12 protein-coding genes, 2 tRNA genes and 1 pseudogene are annotated in these 14387 nt (G+C 46.6%); 5 read left to right on the forward strand and 10 right to left on the reverse strand.

Translation table 11 applies throughout. The features are described from left to right. Positions 1 to 646: 646 nt before the first annotated feature. The gene (gene hemB, locus VST71_13110; GenBank protein MEC4686655.1) at positions 647 to 1618 is read right to left on the reverse strand and encodes a porphobilinogen synthase; all 972 of its coding nucleotides are present in this window, start codon (positions 1616 to 1618) and stop codon (positions 647 to 649) included. 23 nt (positions 1619 to 1641) lie between these two features. Beyond that, the gene (locus VST71_13115; protein MEC4686656.1) at positions 1642 to 1962 is read right to left on the reverse strand and encodes an iron-sulfur cluster assembly accessory protein; all 321 of its coding nucleotides are present in this window, start codon (positions 1960 to 1962) and stop codon (positions 1642 to 1644) included. A 144-nt stretch (positions 1963 to 2106) separates the two neighbouring features. On the opposite strand from VST71_13115, the gene VST71_13120 reads away from it, so the two are divergent. The 4 genes from VST71_13120 to VST71_13135 all read left to right on the forward strand — a co-directional run bounded on the left by VST71_13120 (position 2107) and on the right by VST71_13135 (position 3956). Then, positions 2107 to 2183 (forward strand) — tRNA-Arg (locus tag VST71_13120). A 70-nt stretch (positions 2184 to 2253) separates the two neighbouring features. Continuing rightward, positions 2254 to 2329: transfer RNA gene (locus tag VST71_13125), tRNA-Lys, on the forward strand. A 221-nt stretch (positions 2330 to 2550) separates the two neighbouring features. Continuing rightward, positions 2551 to 3525 carry a GDP-mannose 4,6-dehydratase gene (locus VST71_13130; GenBank protein ID MEC4686657.1) on the forward strand — a complete coding sequence of 325 codons (975 nt, stop codon included), beginning with the start codon at positions 2551 to 2553 and terminating at the stop codon, positions 3523 to 3525. Further along, positions 3522 to 3956 (forward strand): hypothetical protein, encoded by a 435-nt coding sequence (locus VST71_13135; GenBank protein ID MEC4686658.1) that lies wholly within the window; start codon positions 3522 to 3524, stop codon positions 3954 to 3956. The genes VST71_13130 and VST71_13135 overlap by 4 nt, the downstream gene beginning before the upstream one ends. Before the next feature lie 7 nt (positions 3957 to 3963). On the opposite strand, the gene VST71_13140 is transcribed toward VST71_13135, so the two are convergent. From VST71_13140 to VST71_13160, 5 genes are all read right to left on the reverse strand, one after another. Next, positions 3964 to 4176 carry a zinc ribbon domain-containing protein gene (locus tag VST71_13140; GenBank protein ID MEC4686659.1) on the reverse strand — a complete coding sequence of 71 codons (213 nt, stop codon included), beginning with the start codon at positions 4174 to 4176 and terminating at the stop codon, positions 3964 to 3966. A 203-nt stretch (positions 4177 to 4379) separates the two neighbouring features. Beyond that, positions 4380 to 5543 carry a (Fe-S)-binding protein gene (locus tag VST71_13145; protein MEC4686660.1) on the reverse strand — a complete coding sequence of 388 codons (1164 nt, stop codon included), beginning with the start codon at positions 5541 to 5543 and terminating at the stop codon, positions 4380 to 4382. A 21-nt stretch (positions 5544 to 5564) separates the two neighbouring features. Continuing rightward, positions 5565 to 6350: an ATP-dependent sacrificial sulfur transferase LarE gene (gene larE, locus VST71_13150; protein MEC4686661.1), complete on the reverse strand. Its 786-nt coding sequence runs from the start codon at positions 6348 to 6350 to the stop codon at positions 5565 to 5567. A 27-nt stretch (positions 6351 to 6377) separates the two neighbouring features. Further along, entirely contained in the window at positions 6378 to 7877 is a 1500-nt protein-coding gene (locus tag VST71_13155; GenBank protein MEC4686662.1) for an Rne/Rng family ribonuclease, read from the reverse strand. Positions 7878 to 7926: 49 nt separating this feature from the next. Next, positions 7927 to 10362, reverse strand: coding sequence for a TIGR03936 family radical SAM-associated protein (locus VST71_13160; GenBank protein MEC4686663.1), 2436 nt, complete (start codon positions 10360 to 10362; stop codon positions 7927 to 7929). Between the two features lie 135 nt (positions 10363 to 10497). On the opposite strand from VST71_13160, the gene VST71_13165 reads away from it, so the two are divergent. Further along, complete coding sequence (locus VST71_13165; protein MEC4686664.1) at positions 10498 to 11241, forward strand: hypothetical protein; 744 nt, start codon at positions 10498 to 10500, stop codon at positions 11239 to 11241. Between the two features lie 285 nt (positions 11242 to 11526). Here VST71_13165 and VST71_13170 read toward each other — a convergent pair. From VST71_13170 to VST71_13180, 3 genes and pseudogenes are all read right to left on the reverse strand, one after another. Beyond that, a pseudogene (locus VST71_13170) lies at positions 11527 to 11727 on the reverse strand (hypothetical protein). 865 nt (positions 11728 to 12592) lie between these two features. After that, a complete protein-coding gene (locus VST71_13175) occupies positions 12593 to 12847 on the reverse strand; it encodes a hypothetical protein (protein ID MEC4686665.1) in 255 nt (84 codons plus the stop codon). Positions 12848 to 13543: 696 nt separating this feature from the next. Beyond that, a complete protein-coding gene (locus tag VST71_13180; protein MEC4686666.1) occupies positions 13544 to 14212 on the reverse strand; it encodes a TOPRIM nucleotidyl transferase/hydrolase domain-containing protein in 669 nt (222 codons plus the stop codon). Positions 14213 to 14387 lie beyond the last annotated feature (175 nt).

Below are 14387 nucleotides of genomic sequence, written 5' to 3' on the forward strand. Positions count from 1 at the left end.
TTGTAAATTTGTGCAATGTGTAGACCCCTGCTTGCTCCTTGCTGATCTTTGATTCGGACTTCTTTGCATGAGGCCTGGATTTCTCAACCATTTTTATTTCCTCCTTTTCTTTAGTTTTGGATTTGGCTATGGCGCCGTAAATCACCGGCGGCAAAAATCAGAACGAGGAATGAGCGGTACTTTTTGCCAATCGACTTAGATTGCCTTGTTATAGGGCTTTCGCTATAGTAGTTCATTTGATAACCTTTCACACATCTGTCCAAAATAAAGATTGCAAGAAGGGAGGCTCAATCAGGTAAACTTTTAATTGAGAGAAGAAAAGACCTGAAGGAGGCATCCCTATGAATAAGTTTAATAGTATTTTCGGACAAATTCTACAAATATTTACGAAGAGGGAGCTTTATTCTTCTCCTCCCCTTAACTTAATGGGAGGCCGCAAGGGATTACTATTCCCTTACTTTAAGGGGCCAAGGGGTTATCTCATACCTCCCCAGCCAAACCCCGTCCCCTTGCCAACATGCAAAACCTCTCCGGCCCGGATTAAATCCATAAACAGCACCCACTCCCTTGACTATTGATTATTAAAGATTATTATTCCCTCAGCGAACTCTGCGTTCTCTGCGGTGAAAAAATGAATCAAGTTATCTCAGGAATTAAGGAGGGTTGCCGCCTCAGGGGCAAAGTAGGTAAGAATCATGTCTGCACCGGCTCGTTTTATCGAGGTAAGGACCTCCATCATTACCCTGTCGTGGTCTATCCAGCCAAGTTGTGCAGCGGCCTTTACAAGGGAATACTCTCCTGATACATTATAGGCAGCCACCGGGAGGTCAAAGCTCTGCTTTACATCAGAGATAATATCCAGGTAGGAAAGGGCAGGCTTTACCATCACTATATCCGCACCCTCCTCAATATCAAGTGCAACTTCCTTTAATGCCTCGCGTCTGTTTGCCGGGTCCATCTGATAGGACCTCCTGTCCCCGAACTGCGGCACTGACTCTGCAGCATCCCTGAATGGTCCGTAAAAGGCCGAGGAATACTTGGCGGCATAACTCATTATAGGGATATTGCTGAACCCCTCGCTGTCAAGCGCCTGTCTTATGGCCAAAACCCTGCCGTCCATCATATCCGATGGCGCCACCATATCAGCGCCGGCACGGGCGTGGGAGAGTGATTCTTTCTGAAGGAGTTCAAGTGTCGGGTCATTAAGAACCTTGCCATCCTTTATAATCCCGCAGTGACCATGACTTGTATACTCACACATGCATACATCTGTGATGACCAGGAGTTCAGGTACGGCATCCTTGATGGTCTTTATTGCCGCCTGGACAACGCCGTGAGGGTCAAAGGCTGAAGAGCCGGTCTCGTCTTTATGTTCCGGGATGCCAAAGAGGATTATGCCGGGGATACCGAGGGAATAGGCTTTTTTTGCAGTCTTTACCACTTCATCCACTGACTCCTGATAACAGCCCGGCATGGATGAGATGGGTTTCTTTACACCTTTGCCAAAGGTAACAAAAAGGGGATAAATGAAATCGTCAGAAGAGAGGATGGTCTCGCGGACCATCCTCCTTATTGATTCACTATTTCTGAGTCTTCGCGGTCTGTGTGCAGGAAACATCTGAATATCCCGTTAATCCGGGGTTATCCGCAGCTACTGCAGCTTGGCCCGCATGATGGCTGCTCGCCACCCTTGAGGACAAAACCCTGGACTGAGCCGTCATCAACATAGTCAATCTCCATGCCCGTCAAGGCTGCAGAGGCTTCCTTGTCAATAAAGACCTTGAGGCCGTTCTGTTCCACTACAGCATCATCTTCCTGTGGATTTTCTGCTATGTCAAGCCCATACGATGGTGAACAGCCGCCTCCCTCGTATAGAGAAAGCCTCAGACCCCAGCCGTCCTTTCCTTCCTTGGCCAGAAACTCCTTGGCCTTATCAGCCGCCTGTAATGTTACTGTAACCATAATTCTCCTCCTTCACTGTTAAATAGATATTATAAATATTAACCATTTAATATTGTAAAAAGCAAATACAGCGTCTCATGGAATCTTATGGGAAGTAGGGCTAACTTGACTTACAGAGGGCATTTTTCTTATTATTGACATGTTGCGCCTGTAGCTCAGCTGGATAGAGCGGAGGTCTCCGGAACCTCAGGTCGGGGGTTCGAATCCTCTCAGGCGCGCCAAAGCGATTGAAGATTTTTTTAGATATCTCAGACCTGCAGTCAATAACGATAATCTAAGATTACACTTTGTGGGCCGTTAGCTCAGTTGGTAGAGCAGCTGACTCTTAATCAGCGGGTCGGGGGTTCGAATCCCTCACGGCTCACCATAATAACAATCGACTGGTTTCAACAACTCTGCAGCAGATAACCTTAGCGCCCCTCGGAAAGCCCTTCCTTTATGGAATTTTGTATTTATATGGGTGTATTATATGTAAAAGGAATATCCAGATAAACCATCCCGAAGGCTTTCGGGAGAGGCACAGAGAAGTCTGGATTCCTTGCACAACACATTCTGTTGTCAACGAGCTGGCAATAACGGAGGATACGGATGAAACGAGTGCTGCTTACAGGTGCTGCCGGGCTTATAGGTAACAGGATAACCCACCTGCTGCTTGAACAGGGTCATGAAGTGACCGGCATTGACAATATGAACGATTATTATGATCCGCGGCTGAAGGAGTGGAGACTTGAAACCCTTTCGCAGTATAAAAACTTCTCTGTCTTCAGGGCAGACATCACTGACCTGGTCTTTCTGAAAGACCTGTTTACAAAACACCCTTTTGATGTAGTCATAAACATGGCGGCAAGGGCAGGAGTCAGGGCATCTGTGGAAGACCCGTGGGTCTATCTCGACACCAATATAAAGGGCACCCTCAACCTCCTCGAATGCTGCAGGGACGTTGGCATAAAAAAGGTCATCCAGGCCTCGACTTCAAGCCTGTACAGCTTTAACGAGATGCCCTTTGTGGAGACCCAGCGGAGCGATACCCCGCTTTCACCCTATGGAGCAACCAAGAAGGGGGCGGAAGTGCTCAGTTACACCTACCACTACCTCTTTGGAATCAATGTAACGATACCAAGGTATTTTACTGTTTACGGGCCTGCCGGAAGGCCGGACATGAGCATATTCAAGTTCATGAGAAATATCGACACCAACAAGCCGATTCCTGTTTTCGGAGATGGTAAACAGACAAGGGACTTTACATATATTGACGATATAGCTGAAGGGACTGTCAGGTGTATTGACCTTGAGGGTTATGAGATAATAAACTTCGGAAACGACAACTCGGTGCAGCTTATGTATGTCATAAACCTTATAGAAGATGCCCTTGGGAAAAAGGCTGAAATAAAATGGCTGGAGCGCCATCCTGCTGATGTGACGGCTACCTGGGCCGGGATTGAAAAGGCAAAGAAAATGCTCGGGTGGAGACCGGTGGTCAAGATCGAGGAAGGCATTGAAAAAACCGTAAGGTGGTACAGGGACAACAGGGATTTCATCCTGTCCCTGAAGGAGGTAGCTTGAGATATTTATACCTGATTTTCCTGCTCTCTGCATTACTCTTTCTGCCCTCCTGCAGTGGAAAGAAAGAGGTAAAGGAGGCCCTGACCGGAGATGCCGCAATTGCAGAAGAGGCAATCTCTCTTGCAGAAAGTATTAAGGAGGCATATCTGAAAAAGGATAAAGCCGCATTAAAAACCCTCTGCACACGGAATGGTTATCTCGTACTTATCGGCAGCATGAGGAATTTTGACTCTGCAGAGGTAGAGTTCACACCAAGGCGTGTTGATATTGAAAACAACAGGGTCATGCTGTACATGGAGTGGGAGGGAAAGTGGTTTTTAAACGGGAAGGAATTCCCCGAGAAGGGCCTTGCAGTATTTGAGCTTAAAGGCTCTCCGCTGAAACTCAATGATATACTAAGGGCAAATCCCTTCAGACAGCCGGAGGGGTGATTTTCAATCAATGACAGCTACTGCAGGAACTGCCGCTGCTGCACGAAGAACAGCCTGATGAACCGGCAAAGGGCTTATCCACACCGCTCATCCCAAATACAGAGACTTTCTTCCTGACATTCTCACTGCTGCACTCCGGGCACGTCACCTTCCGGGAGCCAAACACGAGCATCTCAAACTCGGCCTTACAGTCCCGGCACTCATATTCATAAATCGGCATAATCTTTTCCTTTTCCCGAGTCTTTTATACCTGAATTCCTCAGCATATATTATCATGTTTCAAACCCCGCTTACAATATTGACGATAAAAAAACCTCAAACACAGGAGTGAAGACTCTGTCATATCGCTTCCAACAACCTTTTATAACTGTCGCCGGGTCTTATAAACCGGTCTGAGTCCGTAAAATCAGGAACTTTGATTGCTTATTTCAACAATCCCTCTTCAACAACCTCTATGGCATGAAAAACCCGTGCAGACGGGACGGACTTTGATAACTGGAAGAGGCATCCGGGGCATGAGGTGACGAGTATTTCCGCCCCTGTCTTTTCAAACTCCTCAACCCGCCTCTTCAAGAGTGCGTCGGAGAGGGCCCTGAACGAGAGCGAAAACGTGCCGGCCATCCCGCAGCAACCCTTCTCCATATCCACAATATCAACACCTATTGACCTCAACAATTCCCTTGGCTCAGCATACTGCCCCAGACCGTAAAGCGCATGGCAGGGGTCGTGATAGGCTGCCCTTACATCAAGGGCCGGTTTTGCCTTGATCTTGTCGGACAGAAAAGTGACTGCATCAACGGCATCAATACCATCACCTGTCAACTCCCGGTAATGTTCTCCCAGTGTAATCACACACGTAGGGCATAATGAGACGATTGCATCTGCCTTTAATCCTTTTAATGCCTCGATATTTCTGCGGGCAAATTTCACGGCATCATCCGTCAATCCCAAAGCCCGCAGGGGCGCACCGCAGCATACCTCCCTCTTTGGTAACACCACCTCATAACCAAGTGCATTACAGACCCTGATAAAAGACTCTCCCAGATGGGGGTATACATAGTTGACACTGCAGCCGGAAAACAGAAGGACCCTGCCCCTTTTATCCCTGATATCGGCAGGACTGAAGACTGTGCCCACATCTTTCAATGTATATTCCGCCGGCTTCAATGTCCCCTCTGCAAGCCCTGTCCGGGCAAGCAGGGGACCAAGAAACGGCTGGGTCAACCTGAAAAACCTGAAACTGAGACCCGGCCTCTTCAGCACAAACCTCAGGACACGTCTCAGGGTACGCCCCCCCCTGTCCGCCTCTCTCAAAACTCCCCTTCCGTAATACATGGCTTCCAGAATATTCACACCGGCTGAACACTGCCGGCTGCACGCACCACAGAGGAGACAACTGAAAACCCTGTCGGCCATGGCCTGTGTGGGCTCCAGTTCTCCGGAGGAAAGCGCCCACAAAAGTCTTAACCGACCACGGGGACCAAGGGGTTCTGAATGCTTCAGGGAATAGGTGGGACATGTGGCCTTACAGCTTCCGCAACGGACACATTTCTTCAGCTCTTTATGATACTTTTCCTCAGGGTTCATAATCTGCATATATCCGCGGCTCTATCTGTTCAGCTTGCCGCTCTTAAACCCCTCAAGATCAAGGGAGATATATTTATAGCCAAGACCCCTCAGATATGCAACCACGTCCTTCCTCAGAAAGGGGTCAAAAAACCTCCCGACATCCTCCACGCGCACCTCTATCCTTGCCAGGTCACCATGATGCCTCACCCTGAAGCCGCTGAATCCCAGGCTTTTGAGAAAGGACTCTGCCTCCTCCACCATTATAAGCTCCTCTTCGGTTATCGGAAACCCGTAGGGGAATCTTGAAGAAAGACACGGTGAGGCCGGCCGGTTCCAGGTCCTAAGGCCAAGGGCCTTTGATATCTCCCTGATATCCTCCTTTGTAAACCGCGCCTCTATAAGGGGGCTCCTGACACCGTGCAGGTCTCTTGCCCTCAGTCCGGGCCGGTAATCCTTCAGGTCGTCAAGGTTGCTCCCCTCAACAACCCACTGATACCCCTCTTTGAGGGCAAGGGTTTTCAGTTCGCCAAAGAGTGTATCCTTGCAAAAGAAACACCTCTCCCGGTTATTCTCCCTGAACTCCCGCCTCTGCATCTCGGAGGTCTGAATAATACGGTGCGGAAGCCCTATTTCCGAGGCCATAGAGATGGCCTCATTCAGGTCAGCAGAAGGTGTGGTTGGTGACTTCCCGGTAACTGCAAGGGCCTTTATGTTGCTGTCTTTTGCGGCCTTTATGAGGAGGGTGCTGTCAACACCCCCGGAGCAGGCGACAACTGCACTGTCAAGACTTCTCAGTATGCTCAGCAGTTTTTTATATCGTTGCATCAAATTAAAAGTTTCTAAACGGACTTTCTACACAACAGTAATATTATAATTCTCCTGGTGTATACGCAGATCAACCTTGACGATTATCTCCACTTCCCGCTTCTTCTCAATCTCTTCCACCGCGTATCTATCTTCATCCGAGAGGAGCTCTGCAACATCGGGATGAGTTGTGATTATCAGTTTTGCCCCCCTCTGAATGCTCATGCGGTTTATCTTCCGGAATATCTCAAAGCATATCGTCCTTGGTGAAAGCACAAACCCCTTGCCCTCACAATACGGACAGGCATCGCAAAGGGTCCTGCCAAGGCTCTCCCGCACCCTCTTCCGGGTCATCTGTATGAGGCCGAGTTCGGAAATATTAAAGATGGTATTCCTGGCCTTGTCCTTCTTCATTGCATCCTTAAAGGCATTAAAAACCTTCTCACGGTTTACAAGGTCTTCCATATCAATGAAATCAATGATTATAATCCCGCCGAGATTTCTGAGCCTTATCTGATAGGCTATCTCCTTGACAGCCTCCAGATTCGTCTTCAGGATGGTGTCCTCGAGGTTTTCCTTGCCAACATACTTGCCGGTATTTACATCAATAACGGTCATTGCCTCTGTCTGGTCTATTACTATGTAGCCGCCTGATTTAAGCCAGACCCTGCGGCCGAGGGCCCGCGATATGTCAAGCTCAACACCCTTGGCATCAAAGAGGGGCTCGTGTCCGTCATAAAATTCGATCTTGTCGGAGAATTTCTGAAAATAGGTATTTACGAAGTCCTTCATCCGGTCGTACTCTTCCCTGGAGTCAATAATCACACGCTCCACGTCATGACTCATAAGGTCGCGTACACTCCTGAAGACAAGGTCCAGATCACTGTAAAGGAGGATCGGGGCCGAGACCTTCTCTTTTTTGTGCTGAATGTTTTCCCACAGCAGCAGCAGGAACTCAAGGTCCTTTAAGAGCTCCTCCCTTGTGGCCCCTTCAGAGGCTGTTCTGACTATAAGTCCGTAGCCTTTCGGCCTTATCTCTTCAACAATATTCTTGAGCCTTGTACGCTCCTCTTCATCCAGTATCCTTCTTGATATCCCGATGTGTTCAACCTCGGGCATGAGCACAAGATAGCGGCCGGGTATTGTTACATAGGATGTTACCCGCGCGCCCTTTGAGCCTATGGGGTCCTTTGCCACCTGCACAAGGAGCTCCTGCCCCTCCTGCACAAGCTCCTCAATAGGCACATCCTGCCTGCCTTTTTTGAACTCTATCTGAACAGTGGCTTCTTCATCCTCAAGAAAGGGGGAGTATGCATCAATGTCAGCCTTGACGTCGGCAACATAGAGGAAGGCCGCCTTGTCCAGCCCTATATCCACAAAGGCAGACTGCATGCCCGGAAGGACCTTGACTACCCTGCTCTTGTAGATATTGCCTACAAGTGAGGCATCCTGCTTTCTTTCAACATAGAGCTCAACAAGCTGTCCGGCCTCGAGAAGCCCGACCCTTACTTCATCAAAGGTAATATTTATAAGAATTTCACTTGACATCAACAATTAATTGGCCATTTACCACTGATTATCGGTCACTTGTTAATTTTCAGCAGCCAACGGCCGACGACTGCCTGAGCAGCTCCATGGGGCTCACCCATCCGTCCTTAAAGCCGTAAAGGCCTTTCCTGACAATCTCCAGCTCCTCCATGGGCACTCCAAACAGGTCATCAATAATGGCGGAGAGTTTTACTTTTCGGTCAGAAAGGTCTTTAAGCCTCAATCTGACGGTCCTGTCGTCAATTATATCAAAATTCCGGATAAAATCACTAAATTTTTCATTATTTATTCTTTCCTGCCGTAACAATCCGACCGGCTTGTCTTCAGGAAAGCGTATCTCGTATTCATATACCACTATAAAACTGCTCAGAGACGGCACCTTTCTATGGATAAATTCCATCTCCTTAATCTCAACTCCGCCGGGCAGTACATTGTTTATCCTGTAAATATATTCCCTTACATCAAAGGGGGGATAAACCTCCATATCAAGATACTCTGCCTCTCCCTCCACACCAACATTCAGTGGAGGACCAAAGGAGACCTTTGGTGAAGGGCTGAAGCCTGCTGAATACACGAGCGGCACCCCTGCCCTCCTGAGTCCCCGAAGGATTGCATTCACAAGCTCGCGATGTGAAAGATGCCTCAAAATACCCTTCTTTATATACTCCACCCTCACCTTTACGGGATTGAACCTGCTGCCCTGCTCCTGAGAAAAAGGACGGTACCTCACAGTTGACGGAGAAAGGAACTCGCCGCTACTGCACCCGACACCACAGGCATGACACTTGTCCCTGTTACAGTCAGTAGTCCATTCAGCCTCATGGGCCTTTTTGTGTTCACTGATGAGATATTCCTTTTTCACCCCGACATCAACACAATCCCACGGCAGGGCTTCGTCCGTCTGATATGTATTCCCTGAAAAAGCCAGAAGATCGACACCCGCCTTGTCCATTGCCCTCTCCCACAGGGAAAAATCAAAAAACTCGGACCATCCGTCAAGATAGGCGCCAAGTGAGTGTGCCTCGCCAAGCACTGCGGCACATCCGCTTCCGCCCCTTGAAAAGGCGGCCTCAAGAAGACTCATCCTGATGTCGTGCACCTTAAAATTAATACCCTTTTTCCTGAGCCTTCCCCTCAAAAAATTTATCTTCTCCCTGAGCCTGTCGGGAGAGTCCTGTCCGGTCCACTGAAAGGGCGTATGGGGTTTTGGCACAAAAGGAGAGATACTCACTGTAATGTTTACATGCCTGCCCGTATATTTCCTGGAAATCTTCAGTGCATGTTTGACCATTCCGGGAATCGCCTCAATATCCTCATCCTTCTCAGTGGGCAGCCCTATCATGAAGTAGAGTTTGAGATTAAGCCACCCCTCGCTAAAGAGGGTGTGAAGTGCACGCTCATAATCCTCCCCGCTGAGGTCCTTGTTAATCACGCCCCGTAGCCTCTCGGTTGCAGCCTCCGGCGCAATTGTAAACCCTGTCTTTTTAACGCTCTTTATCTCCCTGAGCACACTCCTGTCAACCGCGGCAACCCTGAGGGAGGGGAGAGAGAGCGAGACCTTTTTATCTCCAAATATCCTGTTGAATGACTTCATAAGGGGCAGCAACTGCGTATAATCACCAGCGCTCAGAGAGGTAAACGAGACCTCGTCATACCCCGTTGAGGCAATGGATTTTCCGGCAATACTCAAAACCCTTTCAGGCGACCTCTCCCTGAGAGGTCTGTATATAACTCCTGCCTGGCAGAATCTGCAACCCCTGGTACATCCCCTTGAGAGTTCTATATTTATACGGTCATGGACAATCTGGATATACGGGACAATTGGGGAGAGCGGAAACGGTGCATCATCCAGGTCCTTTATAAAGCGCCTCCTTACTGGAGACGTGCTGTAGCCCGGGACATAAAACCCGTCAACCCCGGAGAGCTCCCTCAGAAGTTCCTCCCGTTTGGCGCCGTTTGCCAACCGCTCCCTGACTATACTTAGAAGCTCCACCACCGCTTCCTCACCATCACCAATAAGAAAGGCATCCACATAAGGGGCCATTGGGGCAGGATTAACAGTGCATGGCCCGCCTGCCAGTACAATAGGGTCATTGCCGCTCCTGTCCGCGGAATGAAGCGGAATCCCGCCAAGTGAAAGCATCTCAAGGACTGTTGAGTAGGAAAGCTCATACTGGAGTGAAAAACCCACGACATGAAAATCCTTCAAAGCAGTCCCGGGCTCAAGGGATGCCAGCCTCGCACCCCTATCCCTGAGATACTCCCTCATGTCCGTCCACGGGGCAAAAACCCTCTCTGCCGAGGCATAGGGCAGTGCGTTGACAATATCATAGATTATCCTGAGCCCAAGGTGAGACATCCCTATATCGTAGATATCAGGAAATGCAAAGGCGAACCTCACCTCAGCCCCCGGTTTTCTGACAACATTTATCTCTCTGTCAATATACCTGCCTGGTTTTCTGAACTTTGATAAATTTACTCTCATTTTGATTGGTTGTGTTTCAGGGATTCGGGAATTTGCGAATTTTCAGTGCCTTTACAATATCACTTGAGGGCACTATTTGGCAAGGCAGAGCGGAAAAAGTTACAATTAAATCCTATGCATACAGATAAAGCCCCAATGAAAATCCTGACCCTTTTGAGCTTCTTTCTGCTGCTTTATGCCTGTGCACCGAAAGAGGTAATACAACCGGAACGACCCCTTCCAATCCCTGAAAATATCACACCTGAAGTGCTCGTTGAGCGTGTTGATCTCTCCAACATAAAGACTCTCAGGGCCGCCCTGCGTGTCAGGATTCAACAGGGGGACAACGCAAAAGGGACGTTCTCCGGTGTGCTCTTCTACAGCCATCCCGACCGCCTGGATGCAAGATTCTACGGCCCCCTCAGACTGACCGTAATGGAGATACTCTTCAACAGGGGACTGCTGCAGGTCTTTATCCCGTCAAGGGATATACTTTACAGTGGAACCATTGCCCTTAACAGGCTCCTGCCCGACCATGACACGCTTGAAAAATCAGTAAAGATCATGAAAGAGTCAGACAACGCCTGGCTTCTTTACATCCTTGAACAGGACGGAACAGAACGGAGAGTGAAGGCAGTATACCGTTTCAACAAGACCGACCTCTCATGGAACGGACTTGAACTCTATGCAGACGGAAAGAGGCAGGTCAGGATGGAGATTTTTAAAACCGAAAACAGACTGCCGACAGAGATGGACATCCACATAAATGACACCTCTTTTTATCTTCAACTAAAAGACATAACCCTGAACAGGGACATGGGAGACGATTACTTCCTGCCCCTGGATGCCTCTGAAAGGTATCCACTGTCACTGTTTCTCCGGAATCTTGAACTTGATTGAGAGATTAGGAGAGGTAAGCAGTTGTTGCTGTATAAAAACATTACTTTAAAGTATAATACTTGTGAGTAAACTCTCATGGACAGGAAATGAAATTATGCCCTGTTCAGCAGGAAAGGGTTTACCGAGGAACTTAAACGGGTTGCCGGAAAAGAAAAGATTCTGCTTGCAGGAGTCGACATCTCGGGGCAATCGTATACTTCAAGAATGTTGTGAGTGATTTTAAAGATGAAAGGGAGACCCTTGAAATAAGAGGTGGCCGGGCTTGTTTAGACAGGCAGAAGCGATTTATAAGTGATAAGCTGCCCTTTCATGCCGCCACCCACTTCTGAGGCAGCGTACTGTAGCAAACAACATTTGTGGTTCCCGAAAGCATTCGGGACTCTGATGCCGACGCTTATGGTTGTAGAACTCAAAATACTTCTTAAGTCCCTGGCGGGCCTCTCCTACCGAGTCATAAGCATTCAGATACACATCCTCGTACTTTAACTGTCACGTCCCAGCTAATGGAGACCGGTTCAATTCAATCCCAGGTAACGGAGACCACCAATTAATAAGGATACTTCTTCTGTATTTTTAAGTCAACATTTTTCACGTGAATTTTCCCTTTTAGGCGATAGCTCTTTCCTTTAAAGATGGAGATATCAGCACGGTCGAAGATTCTGTCATTGGTTGCATTGGAGAGGACGGGATCAGGGAACACAGCTGGGGGGTCTTGTCACTTCTGGCTGGATATCCACCCCCAAAAGCACCTTGACATTCAAGACAGCCTTAAGCTGAAATGGGGAATGATGTGCAGGTCAATATTTAATTTTTAGGATGAGATTCTCATTTGAGTTCAGGATTTTATTTTTCTTTTTTTTTCAGACAGGATGTACAGGATGTTTCAGGATAACTGATAAACCTGCGACTTTATCCCCTCTTCTATCCTGTTAATACTGCTATATAAATTTATTTGCTGTGGTAGGGCCAAGTCCGCAATAGGAAGAATAAAATGTGCATCTCAACAACACAAATGTGGCCGCAGAACTTTTATGGACATCCTGAAATCCGTATGGCATCTGGCAGATTTGGGCGAAGCGCGTAAGCAGGTGAGTTTATGGTTTTTTCAAGACATCGTCATGAGGACCTATACGGCGCAGGAGGTAGTAGTCAGAATGGATTTCAAAGGTAAATCTATAAAACATATCAATACTTGCCTCCCAGCGGTTTTTGTGACCTTACATTTTCTTGACCCTGAGGGAAGGATGACCGATGTTATTCATAAAGAGCTTGAGTTTATTTCCGAATTTTTCCTGAGTAGATTTAGGGAGACTTTTATAGTCTTCCTTGAAGGCATTGGTGCGGAGGATTTTCATTTCCTGAGGTCTGCAATGAAGTCTTCGACTGTCTCAAATGATTTGGTTTTCCCGGCAGCGATTTCTTTATCAGCTTCAGCTTCAGCCTTTTCCCAGTCAAAGTATTTAAAATATGGGGGGAAGGTCAATGCATACTTAATTAATTCAGCAACTGCATCATCTATGCTTTTCTTATGTCTGACATTCTTATATCTCTCTATCTCCTCAAGAATTTCATCAGACAGATTAATTGTTACTTCGTGTGTAGCCATTGTTTTACTCCTTTTAATACAAAGTAGCATAACTTTATTTCTTAAGTCAATTTATTTGGTGGAGTAGATAAATGGCTGAACTAAATCAACGCCAGTACCCCGGCATTTGACAGTCATATTAAAACAACCCCCGGTTTTACATTTGCCTCATCAACTCTTTATCCACTCTATCGCTTTTGAACAGAGAGAAAGGGGTTCAGTCACAGACAAAGAACAATGTCTTTTCAGATAAATCAACATAGTCAATAACGATGTCCCCTCCCGTAACACTATTTTCTACGTTAAGAAAAAAACTTAGGGCAGAACCCTGGCAACACTCTGTAGCAACGCTACCCATAATGGTTGAGTTGTTAGAAATGACCCAAAGAATGTAAGCCATCCAAAGATGACCAGGGCGGACTTTTTGTTTAGTCCAGCTTTTAATTGCAGTTGTTTTACCATGGCAGTTACCTCTCTTAGTTTGTTTGTGAACTTTAATCGGAAGTTGCCAGGTTTCTGCTCCGCAGTACGTGCTGCCCTAAATTCTCTTCTTTAGTTGTGTCGAATTTTCTCCATTGTGCTTTATATTCTTTCTCTCTTAAGGAAAAATCGTCAAGTCTACGCATTTGACATTCGAATCGTAATTTTGTAAATTTGTGCAATGTGTAGACCTGACCCCTACGCTATGACCCCTACGCTACCTATGTCCTCATTCGCTCATTTCTTTGCAAAATCGACAATAGCTTCAACCAATTTGACAAGCGAAGCTGATTTTAACCCTTTTCCCCATGCTGATTTTAAAGCACGTGCAATCGTAAGAGGATTTTTCTTTAATCCTCCGGGGTTCCCATAATAATCACTTGCTGAATCCTTATATGTCTTCCAATCTTCACCAAATTCATCTTCAATAATTTTTGTGAGATTTGTTTTCCACATATATAAATTCTTTTGGATAACTGAATCGGTTGGCCATTCATTCAAATCCGTGTAATTCAATAGATTTAGAATTGATCTATTATCCTTTTTGTGCTTTTCTACTTCAGATTTCCTTTTATCTTCGTCTTCTATTTGATCTTTATCTGTATCAGCATCGCAAATGATAAAAACTGGTATATTTAATAATTGGGCCATCGCCAAAGGTTTAATAATTGAGCTTTTACCTCCAATAGGGACAATATGGCATCCATATTTCCTAAAATCCATAATCCTTTCTGTAAGCATCAAATATGTTGAGATGTATGCAACATCTTCTATACCTTCAGTTAAAATCAAATTATTACAGAAAAACATTTCATTAATTATTGGATTAAGAGACGGATATAGTTTTGCCAACATCCCTTCTTCTTTTAGTGCCTTTTGTCCCGATGCTTCAAGTTTATCAGACAAGTCAACATATGAAAGCTGAGAGATATAGGATATGCTAGGCCTTAAAGAAGCGCGATAAAACAAAAAACAAACAGTAAGAGGTAGAAATGCCCCGAATCTATTGGTTAAAATAAGAAGCGTGGGAAGCGCAATAACCAAAGAAAGGGGCATTTCAAGTGAGCAAAATATCTAAAAA

Source organism: Nitrospirota bacterium (assembly GCA_035873375.1).
Lineage (GTDB): Bacteria > Nitrospirota > Thermodesulfovibrionia > Thermodesulfovibrionales > JdFR-85 > BMS3Bbin07.

Excerpts from the sequence above, each read along its gene's own strand:
- hemB (MEC4686655.1), bottom strand. The coding sequence starts at position 1,618 with ATGTTTCCTGCACACAGACCGCGAAGACTCAGAAATAGTGAATCAATA.
- VST71_13115 (MEC4686656.1), bottom strand. The coding sequence starts at position 1,962 with ATGGTTACAGTAACATTACAGGCGGCTGATAAGGCCAAGGAGTTTCTG.
- VST71_13130 (MEC4686657.1), top strand. The coding sequence starts at position 2,551 with ATGAAACGAGTGCTGCTTACAGGTGCTGCCGGGCTTATAGGTAACAGG.
- VST71_13140 (MEC4686659.1), bottom strand. The coding sequence starts at position 4,176 with ATGCCGATTTATGAATATGAGTGCCGGGACTGTAAGGCCGAGTTTGAG.
- VST71_13145 (MEC4686660.1), bottom strand. The coding sequence starts at position 5,543 with ATGAACCCTGAGGAAAAGTATCATAAAGAGCTGAAGAAATGTGTCCGT.
- larE (MEC4686661.1), bottom strand. The coding sequence starts at position 6,350 with ATGCAACGATATAAAAAACTGCTGAGCATACTGAGAAGTCTTGACAGT.
- VST71_13155 (MEC4686662.1), bottom strand. The coding sequence starts at position 7,877 with ATGTCAAGTGAAATTCTTATAAATATTACCTTTGATGAAGTAAGGGTC.
- VST71_13160 (MEC4686663.1), bottom strand. The coding sequence starts at position 10,362 with ATGAGAGTAAATTTATCAAAGTTCAGAAAACCAGGCAGGTATATTGAC.
- VST71_13165 (MEC4686664.1), top strand. The coding sequence starts at position 10,498 with ATGAAAATCCTGACCCTTTTGAGCTTCTTTCTGCTGCTTTATGCCTGT.
- VST71_13175 (MEC4686665.1), bottom strand. The coding sequence starts at position 12,847 with ATGGCTACACACGAAGTAACAATTAATCTGTCTGATGAAATTCTTGAG.